The organism is Nitrosomonas marina (genome assembly GCF_900111605.1).
Taxonomy (GTDB): domain Bacteria; phylum Pseudomonadota; class Gammaproteobacteria; order Burkholderiales; family Nitrosomonadaceae; genus Nitrosomonas; species Nitrosomonas marina_A.
On record NZ_FOIA01000030.1, the window covers coordinates 1 to 15625 of the forward strand.

Genomic DNA, 15625 nt, shown 5'->3' on the forward strand with positions numbered 1-15625 from the left:
TAAATCAAATTCTTGAACAGAAAAATAGTCGGAAATCCAGCTAATCGTTCCCTGGCTTGGAAAGATTCGCTTTAAGTATATTTTTAGAGATTCCCAAAAATTTAACATTCAATCTTTGGCCTTAATTCCAAGAATGACAACGGTTTATTAAATTGAGTCACCACTGGTTCGCCCTACCTTCCCCGCTATGCCGGGTGGCGATCAAGCCAGGTACATTTCGAGTATCTCACCGGGCCGGATAATCGGCAGGTAGCGGATTTGGTCCTGTTCCACCTCGCCTTGAGAGGCGCTGTCAACTATGCCGATCAACTTATCCGCGCGTCCGTTGACGAGGATTTCATCCAGAACAACATTGCAAAAAGAATCAGCGAGTTGGGTGTGATCAGTAAAGTGAGTGGGTAGCGTTTGGTTGAAGAATGTAGAGAAGGTGCTTCTGGCGTGGTGAATTAATTCTTTGAATTGATCAGGGATACTCAACTAGAAAGCAGTTCAGCAAAAAATTTCACTTTAATTTGGTCCAGAATCCATTGGCACCTTTATTGAGCTGCTAATTGGCGCAATGCCAACAACTCTGGACAGTTTTCGACGCTGATAACCGGGCAGTTTTCAATGCTGATTGACACCTACCGCCCGCTATCACTTTACCAGACCAGAATCGAAAATCGATATGTGAAACAACGCCGGAAATATCCTTCATTTCAGCGGTTGCAAAGTAATTAATGTTGATATTGTCTAGTACTCTATCAATATGATAATGCCAGGTACAGCGTTGCCGTGGTGTTATGGAGCAAGGCAAAGTAAGCGGGAAAGGGTTATTCCCTTTTCAAGTACTGTAACATGGCTGCAGGACACCACGGTAACGCCCTGTGGGTGAGCTTGTCAGCGTCCATGGACTACGTTGTGTCTTTTGGTAATAGAACGACTATTTCCTGCAAGACACGCCTTGCCATGAACACTGACAAGCTCACTGAACCCGGCAATATCATATTGATAGTACTAGAAATTCTTCAAAAGAAATTAATTTGTTATTCAATTCAATTTGGTTAAGAACAATAATGGAAAATTCTATATCTGGAGTTAATGACATATTGAATAATCAGGACGGTGTTTATCAATTCCTAATGAAAATTATTGCGGGCAGGAATTCTGAAATAGGATCTCATTTATACCGTATCCAAAAACAGGCTATCTTATTTTCCCAATTTGCTGATTTGTCTATAAAGGAAACAGGGATTTTTATAATCGGCGCAGGCATTCACGATGTTGGCAAGCTTTCAATAAGCGATCATATTTTAAATAAGCCTAAAAAACTGACTGCTTCAGAATATACGCTAGTTCAGAAGCATGTTGAATTTGGTTTTAATTTTTTGGAACCTTTAAGGCTTGATTCAAGAATTAATGAAATAGTCTTATATCATCATGAAAATTATGACGGCAGCGGTTATCCAGATGGCTTGATTGGTGACAAAATACCATTTCTGGCACGTATGACCAGAATTCTTGACTCATTTGATGCACTAACAGGTGACAGGCCCTATCGCCAGGGATTTAGTCATAGCGAAGCCTTTGGCATTCTTCAAAAGGAATCACACTTATACGATCCTAAATTACTACAATGTTTTGGAAGAATGCTGGATTCAGAAAAAGTGCCTACGGAGCATTTTTCAATTCCATATGCGCATATTTAAAATCAAGGCATTTCTAAGTTGTCTAAAGTATTATTTTTGAGGTTATAGGCATATTCTAATGACAAAGTCAGTCATCGTAATAATAAATTTTGCTTTGACCATTCACACCGCAAACCAAACATTTACAATAAAGAAATCCCTGATTTGAGCACTGACTGAAGCTATACTGGTCACATCCAACGCTTCCACAGCTTATACAGTAATATAGTGTATGGTGACAGATATGACTTTTGCCTTCCTTGATAATTGTTCCTAAACAACGTGTCATATATAAACCTCCCTGCGAAAAGGCTCAATAAAAGGCTAATTTCAACACCCTACTATACCGAACAATTAATAATGACAAAATATCAAAATTATAAATAATTATTTGTTAACAATAGAATATTTTCAGAATGTACTTGTGGACGGATACCTGGGAGAGTACGCCGGCTTGTAGCATGTGCGTTTTCTGGGTGATGCTCAGGAACTCGATATCATAGTGGTCATGCCTGGCAAGGTGCGCGATGTTTTGAGGTTTTTTTTGAAGCCGGCCGGATGCTATTGAGCATTATCTTCTAATGTGATTGCATCCAGAACGGGTAGATCGTCAATCTGACTCGCTGTTGATTTATCTTTCCGGGCTTGCATAAAATCTTTGGCAGTTGAACTACCAAGTGAAGAGGGGTTTGTTTCCGGGTCCTTGTTTTTCGGGCCAGAATTGGCACCGTCTCCAAAATTGACTTTCCATTCCAGGTTGGTTCGTGAATCCGCGTTGTTGAGGGCTTCTTCCAACTCTATTTTGCCCTGTTTATACAGCTCATACAAAGCCTGGTCGAATGACTGCATTCCTAGCTGAGCACCCTTCTCCATGCTTTCTTTGATTTTATGAAAATCACCCTGCCGGATGATTTCGGCGATGTAAGGTGTATTCAGCATGAGTTCGACTGCAGCGATCCGCCCGCCTTCTTTTCTGTTAACCAAACGCAGCGATACTATTGCACGCAAATTGATTGATAGATCCATTAATATCTGGTTTTGTTGTTTGGCCGGAAACAGATTGATAATCCTGTCAAGCGCCTGGTTCGCGTTAACAGCATGCAGTGTGCTGACACACAAATGCCCCGTGTCAGCATAAGTGATACCCGCCTCCATGGTATCCGCGTCACGTATTTCGCCGATCATGATCAGATCGGGTGACTCGCGCATGGCTTCACGAAGAGCGTTTTTGTAAGAATGTGTGTCGAGACCGATTTCGCGCTGCCCCACAATGGATTTCTTGTGATTAAACACATACTCGATAGGATCTTCAATGGTCAGGATATGGCCAGCATGGACGGCATTCCGATGGTCAATCATTGCAGCCAAGGCAGTTGATTTTCCTGATCCTGTTGACCCCGCAACAAGGACCAGTCCCGATTTGTTGAGTATGATTTTTCTCAATACAGAAGGTAGGTTTAATGCTTCTATACTGGGTATTTCGGATTTGATGTAGCGGATGACCATGGACACTTCACCACGCTGCATATAAATATTGATTCGGTAGCGACCGATGTCAGGAATTCCCAGACCAATATCCAGTTCGAGTTCTTTTTCAAACTCTTCAATCCTTTTTTGACTGAGTATGCTGTAGGCAAGTTTTTTTACCATGCCCGGAAGCAGTATCTGTTGACTGACGGGAGTCAGCTTGCCCTGAATTTTCATACTGGGCAGAGCGCCCGTTGTAAAATAAAGATCCGATGCTCCTTTTGCAGACATTAATTTTAAATACGGTTCTAGCGATTTGCTCATGCTTGATTGAATTTGATTGATATTGTTAATTATTAATTCAGTGATGGCGGTTTTGTTTGATTGTTGCGTACGCGTGTGCAACCCTGAAAAAATGCCATAGGTTTTGCTAACAGCAAATTTTGGAAGGTATATGTACTATACGGTACCAATCACGTTTCTCTTGAATTTTATTTGGACGCTCAGGCCAAATTAATGTTTTCAACATATAAACAAAATACGCTGGAAATGTGTGCGGGTCTCTATGCGTTTGTGAAAACTTGAAATTTGCAAAATGCCTGTCCCTCTTACCCGATGTTAAGCATTTGATGTGCCGATGTTTACTGAAATTACTGATTGGAGGCGTGCAGGGGTTTTATTCAGTCAACTAGCCTGATTCTTTGTCTGTGCTATACCCTGGAAAATGGCGGGTTTAAAGTTCCGGCCCGAAAATGTTTATGATTAACGGAAGGGGTAATGTTAAATGCAAAAACGTAATCAGGCCGGAAGCCCGGTATAGCGTTCATTGCAACCAGCAATAGCCGGAAGTGATTATCAGAACGCCAAAAACGGTGGAAAAAAGCTCCAAAATCTGCGTTCGCGTTACCAATTGCTTCGAAAACAAGCAAATAAGCTGCGACAAAACTGTAACATACTAGCACATGCAGACGCGTTAGTGCTATGAACATTATATATTTATGCAGAATATAAGGCTGTGAATGTGGTTTTTTTACAATTTTACGAAAAATTTAATCCCTTGAACGGTCAATTCTGAAATTTGCTACGAAAGGCAGATGGTCTGACACATCTTCTCTGAAGGCTTCCCGGCCAATATCCATAGCCCAGTGCATGGGAAATATACGAAGGCTGCCACGGATATATTCAGTACTGTAATTTCGGCTGATGGCGAATCCATCGAGCAAATTCGCCCTGCCTTTGGGAAGGATGTGTGAATTTCTGTCCTGCAAATCCCACGAGGATATGAAATCCATAAGGTCATCGCCTCCCAGGTGGTGGAAATTAGAGACATCCTGGCCGGGTATCATGTTGAAGTCACCAAGCAGCAGAATATCTTCCCTGCTGGCGGCGCGTTGTTGTGTAATATAGGCGCCAATGATTTTGCATTGGCCATCCCTGAACTGCTGTTCTGCCCTGCCGCGACCTGATTTCAGATGTATGGCAATTAACTGAAAATCAAATTTTCCGATTTTGACATTTGCTATGAATGCTTTGCGCTTGTCTGGATCGCCAAGATCGGATCCCTCGAGCAAACGAAGATTGTCAACAGTTACGCCATTTTTATACAAAAGCCCGATTTTTAACCTGCTGGTCTGCGGAATAATCGCAGTATGGTAATCAATACCTTTTTTACGCAGCCTTTGCTGCAAACCCTGTAGGACGCCTTCGGGGTTGATTTCCACTAATACAACCAATTCGGCATCCAGCAATCCGAGTCCCTCAGCTTGCCTGTCAAGTCTTTCTTCGGTCAGGCCGTGATAGCCCGCAAGATTCCAGCAGGCTACTTTTGCCGTTGATTGAGTGAAAGCCGGCATCCGTTTTCAACCTTGTTTATTGATCGTGTACCAATTTTTGACTACAGCAGATACTGCAATAGTCAATAGAGAATATAACCTGAAATTGAAAGACAATCGAGTCCGGTTTCATGCAACTGAAAATGATACGAAGCTGGTAGTCATCTGTAACTGCAGTATCCTGAAGCGACCAGCAGGCAGGACGGCTGTGCATACGATGATGCTCCAGCCATCCTGTTTTGTTTCCGTCAGACATTATTAACGTATGCAGGCGATTGAGTACCTGCGACCGGTTCGATTATTTTACGGGTGACTGCACGCCTGATATGTTCGGACTGCACCGCTGGATACATAATGCGCGCTGGACGTGACGATTTTTCCGGCATTGCACCGTAGTAACATCAAGGGCTGCAACAATTTGGTAAAGGAAAATTCAAAACCGCGTCACGAATAATAGACACTGTTTATTTACGATGACTTTAATTTCGCCTCGCAGCACACTTTGACTCTTTGAATATCGGGGCGGATCGTTGAAAACCGGTACGGTTTTTTTGTTTCTTTTAACCAGGCACATTAACAGCAATACGGCAAGCAACTGGCCGGAACACATGGAGACGGTTGTGATGTGCTTGAAAAGTATGTTTTCAATGACGACTCCACCAGGATACAACTTAGGTCAATTAGGGTGCATATCATGGTCATGCCTATGTTCATGATTATGCCCCGGCTTGGCATGACGTGCATGATCGCTTAGCTGCGCATCAAACCATTGATGTATTGCCTCGATCAGTCGCGGCGAACGCGAGAAATAATTGATTTGCGCACCATCAGGCAGCTCTGCATATTCGATTCTAATCTGACCAGGCTTGGCTGCTTTTAGTACGGCGAGCCCCGGCATATCTGCACCATGAATATATTCGGGATAAGAAAAATCACCTTGCCCGAACGCTTCCGAGATTTCCAGTAAATGTTTGCGTATCTGTCTGATTTGATCGGTATCAGATTCATCATTGGCGATCACCTGCTGAACACCGCCATGTTGTGTTTTTGAAAACACATGCACTGTTTCTTCAAGATCAAAAGGCATGATATGCATGCCGCGTTCAGCTACGTCATCAAGGCGTTTTTCAGTGTCAGGATCAACAGCGTAGGCATACAGCGACACTGCTGATAATATCATCAGCATCAGAAAATTGATCGATGGATAGTATTGTTTCATTTTGTTAAGTCGATTCACAGCCACTTTTACCAGTATATTTTCAAATAAAAAGTTACACGACGAGCTACGCCAGTTTTATCGGGGTGAGTAACTGATTTTCTAATTATGACCAAATGCAGGTCTGTTCCAGTGCTGTCGGCGACGTGCTGCAACACCAACAACGACCAGGCCAGTCAACAGCATTGCATATACTTCCGGCTCGGGAATTTGCGGTATGATGTTGAAGATATTTCCTTTGATTTCCCCGTTTGGCAAGCCCTTTGTCAGGACTTCAAAATAAAGCTGATTGTTTTCGAGGGAAGTTAACAGGTCACTTAAAGGCGCTGAATCCCAAAATTCCTTTGTCCCACCGGCGCCTGTATAGTGACGATCACTGTCATCCCAGGACCCCATCAGAAAAGCAATATCTTGTATAGCGCTGGAATTGTCGCCAAACCTGAATGGCCAGAATTTCATATCGGCATCATCCTGGCGGACAACGCCATTCGCCACACCAAAAATATTCAGTGCATGAGGCGGATTTGTGTTTGGATTACCCGATAAGATGCGAATCGCGGTGACATCGTTGTTGTCTTGAGGGTTAAGAGGATTGGCGCTGAGGTCCAGACCAATCAGGGCGAGCCTGAAATCCAGTTCATCCCTGTCGTTGGACAGTTCCAGAAAAGCGCCACCGTAATTGTTTGTACCATCGTTCAGCCCGGCAACAAAATTACTGGCGTGCACAGTACAGCTTAAAATTAAGGCACTAAAAAAACATACTGCAACAATATAGTATCTGGCCCAAATCATGATTACAGTCCCCCTCCTGTTTTTGTCATAAAATCTAGTGATAGTATGTTCTTCGACGTTTTGCTGCAAACCCGAGTAACACAACGCCGGTCAAAACTATTGCGTATGTCTCGGGTTCCGGTGCTGACGTGCCCCGTTTATCGAATGTTTCGTTTCGAAGCAGAAATGCTTCGTCAGCGCCTAAGGCTATTATAGGCGTATTACTGGTTTTGTGTGCCGATCCTGAAAAGTGGACAGTCTTTGTCATATATCTGATGTCAGGTACATTGTGTAAAGCTGTCCTGTCGATGACATTCGTAAATGGATAAAACAGTTCTGAAGCGGAGACATAGTTGTCCGATCCATGGAAGCTGTTCGATATCGACGTAGTCAACTCATTACCAGATGAATTAAATGTATCGTTATCAGTATATACTTTCGGCACAACCGGTACCTGATCTAAATCAGTAAAACGCTGTATGAAAGCAGAGTGCAAAGCCGAATAGTTCAAATAATTGATTGCTATGCCAGGAATATGCGTGCTAGATCGAAGCAGATCAAAGTCGATAGCGCGTAGATATTGATGTTGCGCCCATGTGTTATTAAAACAAGCTACCAATAACAACAGCACCAGCAAGACCTTAAAATTCAGCTTCATGTCGCCCCACACCCGAATTAAAATTACGTCTTCAGAAGAATTCTGCACTAAGCTAATATTCTGCAGTGTTATTTATGTGTTTTTTTACAAAGAATACTACCCTTCTCTTCCCTTCTCGACATTCAATTTATTGTTCCTTTGATGACGCAAAATTCAATAACATCAAAGGCTGTATTGAATTTTCATGAATATTATCATAATTACTTATAACGCATTAAGTTTATGTTAAATTTTAGAAATATCAGAGTAGTCGAGAAGTACCCTTGTTATCGTCAGACAATCATTCCATGTGACAATTTGTCGCACATAAACTGCCACCGGTTCATATAAAATTTATATTACTTTGAAATTGAAAGCGTTAGTAATTTTGCTGCGGGAATACTATTCTTTTAGAAATTGCAGTCTCAACAATATGAAAATTAAACATGATCGCTCAGCTTGATTCGTCTTACATTAAAATACGACCCTGGAAACTATGGAACCGCATGATCAGTTATGCATTGTTTGAAGGAAGACCGGTGACTACGCGCGGACGATGGATCAATCCGCTAGTGTTCGCTCATTTTGCTGTTGAGAAACGGTTGGCCATACAAAAAAAAATTGAAAAACCAGTTTTTATCCTTGGTACCGGCCGCAGCGGCACTACGATACTGGGTGTTGTGTTATCAATGCATCGTGATGTGGGTTTTCTCAATGAGCCCAAAGCGCTGTGGCACGCAATTCATCCCGGAGAAGACCTTGTTGGCAGTTACAGCCGTAATCATGCACATTACAGACTCAATGCGTCGGACGCCTCCGATAGTGTCATCCAGAGTGCGCACAGGATTTACGGCATGTATTTATCCGTCTCTTTTTCACGCCGGGTTATCGACAAGTATCCCGAGTTAATTTTTCGCGTTCCTTTCGTAAAAGCGATTTTTCCAGACGCCAAATTTATTTTTCTTACCCGTAATGGTTGGGATACATGCCAGTCCATCGTCGACTGGTCAAAACACAAGGGAAGGATTAGTGGCAAAGAAACACATGACTGGTGGGGTGTAAATCAGCGTAAATGGCGCCTCTTGACTAGCGAAATTGTGAAAGACCACAGCGACCTATCACCTTATGCCAGTGAAATGGCAACCTGGGTACATCAGGCCAATATGGCCGCTGTTGAGTGGATCGTCACCATGCGGGAAGGTTTGTCGCTATTACAGCAGTTTCCAGATGACATTCATCTTGTCAAGTATGAAACACTTTGTTCTGAACCGCAGAAAACAATGACACAGATTTTAGAATTTCTGGAACTGGACCAAAACGATTCGCAGTTTTTTCAGTATGTAAACGCCACCTTACATCCCACTGCTGCCAAAGACTCCTATGCGTTAAATCAGGCGATCAGGAAACCTTTTCGCGAAACCATGCGCGCGTTGGGTTACCTATGAATCCTAACAGCTATCCATGGTTGTTATCTAGCCGCATAACACAACCAGGCATTCTCTTTCAGTCACTAACCTGGTAATTCCAGATATTCTTGTATACAGTCCTGCATCTATCGGTATGGCAGCTGAGTTTGGGCTTTCGCCGGATCATAGTTTAAACCCGTCAAAGATAAATTTTTCCATATATAGCATTGTTTGTAACTGCCGAACCGGTTGAAATTAACTGTGATACATATTTTAATGTTGTCGACTAGGGGATTATTAAATCGCGCGCTTCTTGCTGTTGTGCTGCTATTCTTCAACCCGACGGTTTACGCAGAAATTGTCGGAAAATTGATTCGCCCCTTCATAAGTTACGGCATGACGGCTGATGACAATATACTTCGCATTCGCGACCAAATGGACGCCGAGGCTTTGCTCGGTACCAGTAATCTGTTCGATATTTCGCACCGATTTCTGGGCGGTGCCGTTATCGACAAACAAATCAGTAGACAGCAATTTCATATAACCGGACACTGGAGCCACACCCGGTTTGAAAAATTCAGTCAGATAAACAACAATGCGTACGATTTACAGGGAAACTGGAACTGGTTTCTCGGAAATCGGTTTGAAGGAAACCTGGGCGCTAATTTTAACAGGAGTCAAGCACCTTTCCTGTTTCAGCCCGCTATAAAAAATATACATAGCCAGCATACTGAATATTTCAATTTTGCCTGGCATTATCATCCCAGCTGGCGGTTACGTGGTGATTATTCGCATTTTAATTTTGAATCAAGCAATATTGTTCTGCGATTTCAGAATCGTAGAGAGGACCGATTTGAAGGCGGGTTGGATTTTCTGGCGTCAAGCGGCAGTTCAGTCGGCTTGCAGTACCGGCATATTCGTGGAGAATTTACATCCCCGGTTCAGACGCTTGACAGAATATTTACCGAAAATAATTATAATCAGAATGAAGTCAAAGGCAAAATCGATTGGAAATTGACCGGAAAATCGCACCTGAAGTTTTTAGGCGGTTGGGTGCAAAGAAACAATGCATCATTTTCTACCAGTGATTTCAGCGGCTTTAACGCGCGTCTGACCTATTTCTGGAAACCCACCGGCAAAATAGGAATAACGTTGAGTGGATGGAGAGAAACGGTTGCGATACAAAGTCTGACGGCCAATTTCAGCCTGAATACCGGGGGAAGCACAACAACGGTCTGGCAATTTTCGGAAAAAACGAAACTGCAAGGGTATATTTCCTATCTGACACAAAAATTTGATCGCTTTTCTGTCTTGACGAACCAAACGGATGATCTTGGCAATAATAACAAAATCCTTACTGCATCTCTGGAATTAACATACGCACCATTTTATGGCACTGAAATCAGCACTGCAGCTGTGCATAACAGTCTATCTTCAAACTCTCCCCTGGGTGGTTTTACAGCTAATGGAGTGACTGTTTCGTTGCGCTATATACTAGGAAGAAAATGAAAACATATGACTTGCCGGTAATCGCTTTTTTCAAGTATATCCTGGATCCAACAATAACCTGGAGTGTGTTATTGCTGCTGATCTGGATATTTGATGAAACATTCACAAGTCATTATCTTGTATTGATTATTTTAATATTTTTTGTATCCAGCTATGTATATGAGCATACTTCGCTTTATAAAAACTGGCGACAGGGAAATCTGTTTGCGTATATTCGCAATACGTTCATCGGCTGGTCTATTATTATTGCAATTTTATTATTTCTTGGTCATATAACACATTTCTCGGAGCATTTTTCCAGACAGGTAATTGTGTCGTGGATGATCGTTACGCCTTTAACGCTTATCGTCAGCCATTTGATTGTCAAATTAATCATCAGTATTCAACGTAACCGGGGTAAACAGCGGTCTTCTGTCATTATCGGTGTAAATGCAATAAGCCAGAAATTACTTAACTATATTACCACCCAACCCTTATTGTTTATAGAGAATCGCGGATATTTCGATGATCGGCAGCAACCTAGAATCAGTGGCAACTTTGGGCCATACCTTGGACGAACGAAAGATATCATTTCATATCTTGAGAAAAACAGCATCGATATGATCTTTATCAGCCTGCCCATGACTTCCCAGCCGCGCATTCAGCAGATTATCGAGCAGTTTTCAGACACAACCATTTCGATTTATTTTTTGCCGGATATGTATGTTTTTGATTTACTTCAGGCGCAGGTCGATTATATTGGCGATATGCCAATCGTTTCTCTTGGTGAATCACCCTATTCCGGTATTGATGGTGTAATCAAAATCGCAAGCGACTATCTGTTCGCCACTCTGATACTGATTTTGCTTTCTCCTTTGATGTTATGTATTGCCATTGCCGTCAAACTGACATCACCCGGCCCCGTTATCTTCAAACAACGCCGTTATGGCTACAATGGTAAGGAGATCATAGTGTATAAATTTCGCACGATGAACGTAACCGAAAACGGCAATTCTATCGTGCAGGCGAAACGGAATGATCATCGGGTCACGAAAATTGGTGCTTTTCTAAGACGGACTTCACTGGATGAGCTGCCGCAGTTTGTCAATGTATTGCAAGGACGTATGAGTGTGGTCGGACCGCGTCCACATGCGGTCGCCCACAATGAAATGTATCGCAAACTGATCAGAGGTTATATGATGCGCCATAAAACCAAACCGGGAATTACCGGCTGGGCGCAGGTGAACGGATGGCGTGGTGAAACAGAAGTTTTGGATAAAATGAAAAAACGCGTCGAACATGACCTGTACTATCTGAATAACTGGTCAATCTGGCTGGATATATGGATCATTATCCGGACTGTCTGGGTTGTATTGAACAGGAAAAACGCATTCTGACTGACAGGGGCGGTTGGATAAATCCGGAGATCATTCTTGGCATAATCCCCCTGGTTTGGTATTTGAAACAATGCTGCTGCAGAATCAGATAACGATCACCGACGCGTCGATCTGATTCCGCAAGCAGGTTTGAAAACGCACTGGTGTGTTAATCAAGATAGTATTCAAACGGTTGTAACGGTTCGGCTGAACCTTCAGCGCCTACGGCCGGAATCACCAGAATTTCATCGGCTGCAAGTGATTCACTCAGGGAACTGGTCGCTTTGATGATATGGTTATCACCTGTGTGACCGTGTGGCACGAACAATTCGGGATGATCAAACGGCTCTCTCTCGTATCGTACACGTTCATCGGTCAGACTTTTCAAAAAATTAAGCAAATCTTTTAAATGTTGTGGATCTCTCAACTCGGGTTGAGTAAATACCTTGGCGAATTCTTTGGCATCAACCTCGAAATTGCCACCGCGGGTATAGAATTCTATGGTCTGCTCAAGCGTTGCCATGCCTCCATTGTGCATATACGGTCCAGTCAATTCGATATTTCTGAGCGTAGGTACTTTAAATGAGCCTGTTGCGGCACTCAGAAATCGCTTTCTGTCCGGTTTCTCCAGTTCCGCCTGAGCTGTTTCTTCGGTAGGGATAAAAGCACCATGTGGGTGAAAGCAATCCACTGTGTCCTGTTTCTGCGGTTGTATGCCGTCCGCACGCGTAAACTTAAATTGATGCGGCGTGTCAATGTCCATCGCAATCGGGAAATCCATATCGCACGGTCGTACGTCTTCAACATAAGGGTCGACAACTGCTTCATCGTTACCTGCGATAAGCTGCATATACTGGTCGGAAAACGATAATGGATTACCAAATGGATCAGTCCCGCCCAGCCCCGGATCGTTTTCATCAGGTGTTACGCCTGTTCCGTTAAAGCCGACATCTTGAAACATGTGGCCGCCATTTACGGCCAAAAGCGTCACAACATCAGTGGAACTGATTCGAAACGATTCGTTACCGAATGCATGCGGATTGATTTTTTGAAGGATACCGTTGGTTACCACGGCAGCAGATGAAAAATTTGGACCGATGTGGCAGAGTGCGCAGTGTGCCTCGCGAAAAATTTCCATGCCACGCTGGGCCGATTCGCTGAGATCAACTGGGGTGCCATGCTCGTCGATAGCACTGCGATCGAAGGGTGAATCATCTGAAACAAGCGTGGATTGATACATTTGCAGTGCCAATCCGAAAAACATTGCGAAATTGGCCTCAGCCTGCGAGTAGGCCAGACCGTTTCCTGAAGGTGCGCCAAACGGACCGCGCCTGGGGTATGACCAGTATTTTGGATTGAACGCATCCATCACCAGTTGTAGATATCGCGTGTTCAATCCTTTTTTCAGTTGCCCCTCGCTGCTGAAAGCAAGGCCGCCCAGAACACTGTCATTCCAGTGTACAGCCTGATGTTCGAGCGGCATGCGGAACAGCAGTTTTTGACCAAGGTCGGCAAAAGTCCGGTTTTCACAGGCCATTTCGAAATTGTCCAAAGGCGGAGAAACTGACTGAGAAGCCAGCGATGAGTTGATCAGCCGCATACGCGCTTTTGATACAGTACCGCCTGGTTGCAATACCCAGACACCGGCATCGGGATCGCGGTCACCCCACGGACTGCTGCCATTAAAAATGTTATTTGCCCGCCCATCCCAGAAATTACGAAAATTAAACACTGCGTTAATGACAGTTGGCGTGTTACGTGGTTCGACCTTGCGCGTACCTATTGCACCAACATGAAATACGGGGTCAGCGCTGCGGTCGCAATTGTCATTGGTACCATGAAACCAGTTGACCCGATGAAAATTGCCACCATATGTGCCGGCAGACGACACAACATCATTGCTGTTATAGATTACAGCTCCAGTATCAGTGGCCGGATTGTCGGTATCAAAAAAAGGAAAATCACTTTTTGATAGAGTCGTATTTGGGCCACGAAGTGTACCGTCTTTGCCTATGGAGAACTCTGTTGGCAGAAGGCCATCCCTGCCGGTCGGGGAAAGTTGATTTTTAGTACGTCTGTCAGCGCCGGCGTGAAAATGGCACGTAGCACAAGCAACCCCATCACTGCCCACATTCATATCCCAGAACAATGCTTTGCCCAAAATAATCGCTGCCTCTTTGTCAACAATAACCGGATCGGGACCATCAAGGAGTCCGGGTACTTCCGGAACAGGCGCGTTTTTCAGCGAAATAGGTATTGGTCCGAAACCATCAGCCAGCACAATTGTGCTGGTATAGAAGGTCAGACAACATATTTTGAACAGATTAATGGTGATTTTTTTTATTTTCATTAGCATTATTATTCTCCTGGCTAGTATCTGCACTACTCCGTTGATTTTGGTTTATATTCATTACAAACCAGCAGCTTATTGGTAAACCATGATCGTATGATTGTGACTTCAGCGCTATATTTGAATTATAGTAACGTTGTCTGCAGGTCATGATAGAGAATGGCAACTGATGATGTACAAGCAGCTGGACAACAAAAATACGCTATAGTCAAGCGGTGTGTGTCGAAGGTACGCGTTCACTTGATTGCGTTTTCATGCGTGTAGAATGAAAAAAGGACTTAACGGATATACAATTGTTCCTTATTTTTCACTTCCATTTTTTAAATTAATGAACAGATGTCAGGGTGGACGCATTACGGGGCCGATTTCTCACTCGCCATCCGATCAGTCCCACGCCTGCCAGCAGCATCGCCCATGTATGTGCCTCAGGCACCGCGCTGACAACCAGGTCATATCCGCCGCCTGCAAACGAACCATCTGTCCCGCCGATATAAATGGCATACCATCCGGCGGCGAGTTCATTAAATTCAAGCGTTGCGGAATGGGTGCCGATGCTGCCGGTGACGCCCGCTTCAAATATATTGGTCAGACTGACGTCATGGGTGCCGGATTGAATCGTTTCACCCCACCCGGTGCCGGCGGTATAGTTAACCGCTGGATTGGCGACCGCATAGCCAAGTGTTTCAAGTGCGTTACCGCCCTGACCGTCAGCCATCCATAACGTACCGGTATCACCCATCGCACCGGTAACATTGAATGAGTGCGGCGTTCCAAAACCGGCCGTACTGGTCTCGCTCAGAAAACCTGCCGTTCCCCCATCAAATTCTGATGCTCCGGTTGCCCACACTGTAAAACCTGGAACAAAGGCTGCATCGCCGTTTACAGCCACGCTGACATCGGCACCATCCAAATGATTTTGAAAGGTAAACCAGTTGCCTGCATGGCCCCACGCTGAATAATTCAGTAGCGAGTTGTCTGTATAACCCTGTGGATTCAGTCCTGTGCTTTCAGCTGCTATACTGGTTGAGCTATTATCCAGATGATTTGTAATGGTCCAGGCGCTCGAAGATACAGCACCCGCTGCTTCGGTATTTGTGCTGAATAGTGTAACTATTGTTATGAGTGAAGTCTTCACTGTGTGTGAAGTCGATTGTTTAAGATTTCGCATCAACAACTATCTCCCTAAAATCAATGACTGTTGAAGTAACATATAGTGTGTGCCAGTTATTAAATTTTCCACTAGGCATCAGTTTATGAATGATGTGCAAAGAAACACATAGTATTTGCCGCCATATTCATGTCAGCTACTCCTTATCATTTCAGGAGGCAACCCGGCCATCTCGATATGCTTGTGAGACCCGTTGGCTTTCCGGACCCGTTTTACAACGAGGGTGGTATTGTTTTACTCTAAATTA

General features: G+C 43.9%; 12 protein-coding genes and 1 riboswitch. Of the genes, 4 read left to right on the top strand and 8 right to left on the bottom strand.

What is annotated here, in order from left to right; translation table 11 throughout:
• Positions 1 to 201 precede the first annotated feature (201 nt).
• Positions 202 to 477 carry a hypothetical protein gene (locus BMY62_RS12545; RefSeq protein WP_090660535.1) on the bottom strand — a complete coding sequence of 92 codons (276 nt, stop codon included), beginning with the start codon at positions 475 to 477 and terminating at the stop codon, positions 202 to 204.
• A gap of 578 nt (positions 478 to 1055) precedes the next feature.
• Between BMY62_RS12545 and BMY62_RS12550 the strand changes: the two genes are divergently transcribed.
• Complete coding sequence (locus BMY62_RS12550; protein WP_090660538.1) at positions 1056 to 1688, top strand: HD-GYP domain-containing protein; 633 nt, start codon at positions 1056 to 1058, stop codon at positions 1686 to 1688.
• A 540-nt stretch (positions 1689 to 2228) separates the two neighbouring features.
• Here the strand turns inward: BMY62_RS12550 and BMY62_RS12555 are convergent.
• The 5 genes from BMY62_RS12555 to BMY62_RS12585 form a co-directional block, all read right to left on the bottom strand.
• The gene (locus BMY62_RS12555; protein WP_090660609.1) at positions 2229 to 3458 is read right to left on the bottom strand and encodes a PilT/PilU family type 4a pilus ATPase; all 1230 of its coding nucleotides are present in this window, start codon (positions 3456 to 3458) and stop codon (positions 2229 to 2231) included.
• 725 nt (positions 3459 to 4183) lie between these two features.
• Positions 4184 to 4987 (bottom strand): endonuclease/exonuclease/phosphatase family protein, encoded by an 804-nt coding sequence (locus tag BMY62_RS12565; protein WP_090660544.1) that lies wholly within the window; start codon positions 4985 to 4987, stop codon positions 4184 to 4186.
• 655 nt (positions 4988 to 5642) lie between these two features.
• Positions 5643 to 6185: an aspartate carbamoyltransferase gene (locus BMY62_RS12575; RefSeq protein WP_256207603.1), complete on the bottom strand. Its 543-nt coding sequence runs from the start codon at positions 6183 to 6185 to the stop codon at positions 5643 to 5645.
• 99 nt (positions 6186 to 6284) lie between these two features.
• Positions 6285 to 6974 (bottom strand): CHRD domain-containing protein, encoded by a 690-nt coding sequence (locus tag BMY62_RS12580; protein WP_090660550.1) that lies wholly within the window; start codon positions 6972 to 6974, stop codon positions 6285 to 6287.
• Between the two features lie 34 nt (positions 6975 to 7008).
• Positions 7009 to 7611, bottom strand: coding sequence for a PEP-CTERM sorting domain-containing protein (locus BMY62_RS12585; protein ID WP_090660553.1), 603 nt, complete (start codon positions 7609 to 7611; stop codon positions 7009 to 7011).
• A 425-nt stretch (positions 7612 to 8036) separates the two neighbouring features.
• Between BMY62_RS12585 and BMY62_RS12590 the strand changes: the two genes are divergently transcribed.
• From BMY62_RS12590 to BMY62_RS12600, 3 genes are all read left to right on the top strand, one after another.
• The gene (locus BMY62_RS12590) at positions 8037 to 9035 is read left to right on the top strand and encodes a sulfotransferase family protein (RefSeq protein ID WP_090660556.1); all 999 of its coding nucleotides are present in this window, start codon (positions 8037 to 8039) and stop codon (positions 9033 to 9035) included.
• A gap of 237 nt (positions 9036 to 9272) precedes the next feature.
• A complete protein-coding gene (gene epsL, locus BMY62_RS12595) occupies positions 9273 to 10505 on the top strand; it encodes an XrtB/PEP-CTERM-associated polysaccharide biosynthesis outer membrane protein EpsL (RefSeq protein ID WP_090660559.1) in 1233 nt (410 codons plus the stop codon).
• A complete protein-coding gene (locus BMY62_RS12600) occupies positions 10502 to 11881 on the top strand; it encodes an undecaprenyl-phosphate glucose phosphotransferase (RefSeq protein ID WP_090660562.1) in 1380 nt (459 codons plus the stop codon). The genes epsL and BMY62_RS12600 overlap by 4 nt, the downstream gene beginning before the upstream one ends.
• Before the next feature lie 148 nt (positions 11882 to 12029).
• Here the strand turns inward: BMY62_RS12600 and BMY62_RS12605 are convergent, their stop codons facing one another.
• On the bottom strand, positions 12030 to 14210 hold the full coding sequence (locus BMY62_RS12605; RefSeq protein ID WP_256207604.1) for a cytochrome-c peroxidase: 2181 nt from the start codon (positions 14208 to 14210) through the stop codon (positions 12030 to 12032).
• A 325-nt stretch (positions 14211 to 14535) separates the two neighbouring features.
• A complete protein-coding gene (locus BMY62_RS12610) occupies positions 14536 to 15378 on the bottom strand; it encodes a PEP-CTERM sorting domain-containing protein (protein ID WP_090660568.1) in 843 nt (280 codons plus the stop codon).
• Between the two features lie 154 nt (positions 15379 to 15532).
• A riboswitch (cyclic di-GMP riboswitch) is annotated at positions 15533 to 15616 on the bottom strand.
• Positions 15617 to 15625: the final 9 nt, after the last annotated feature.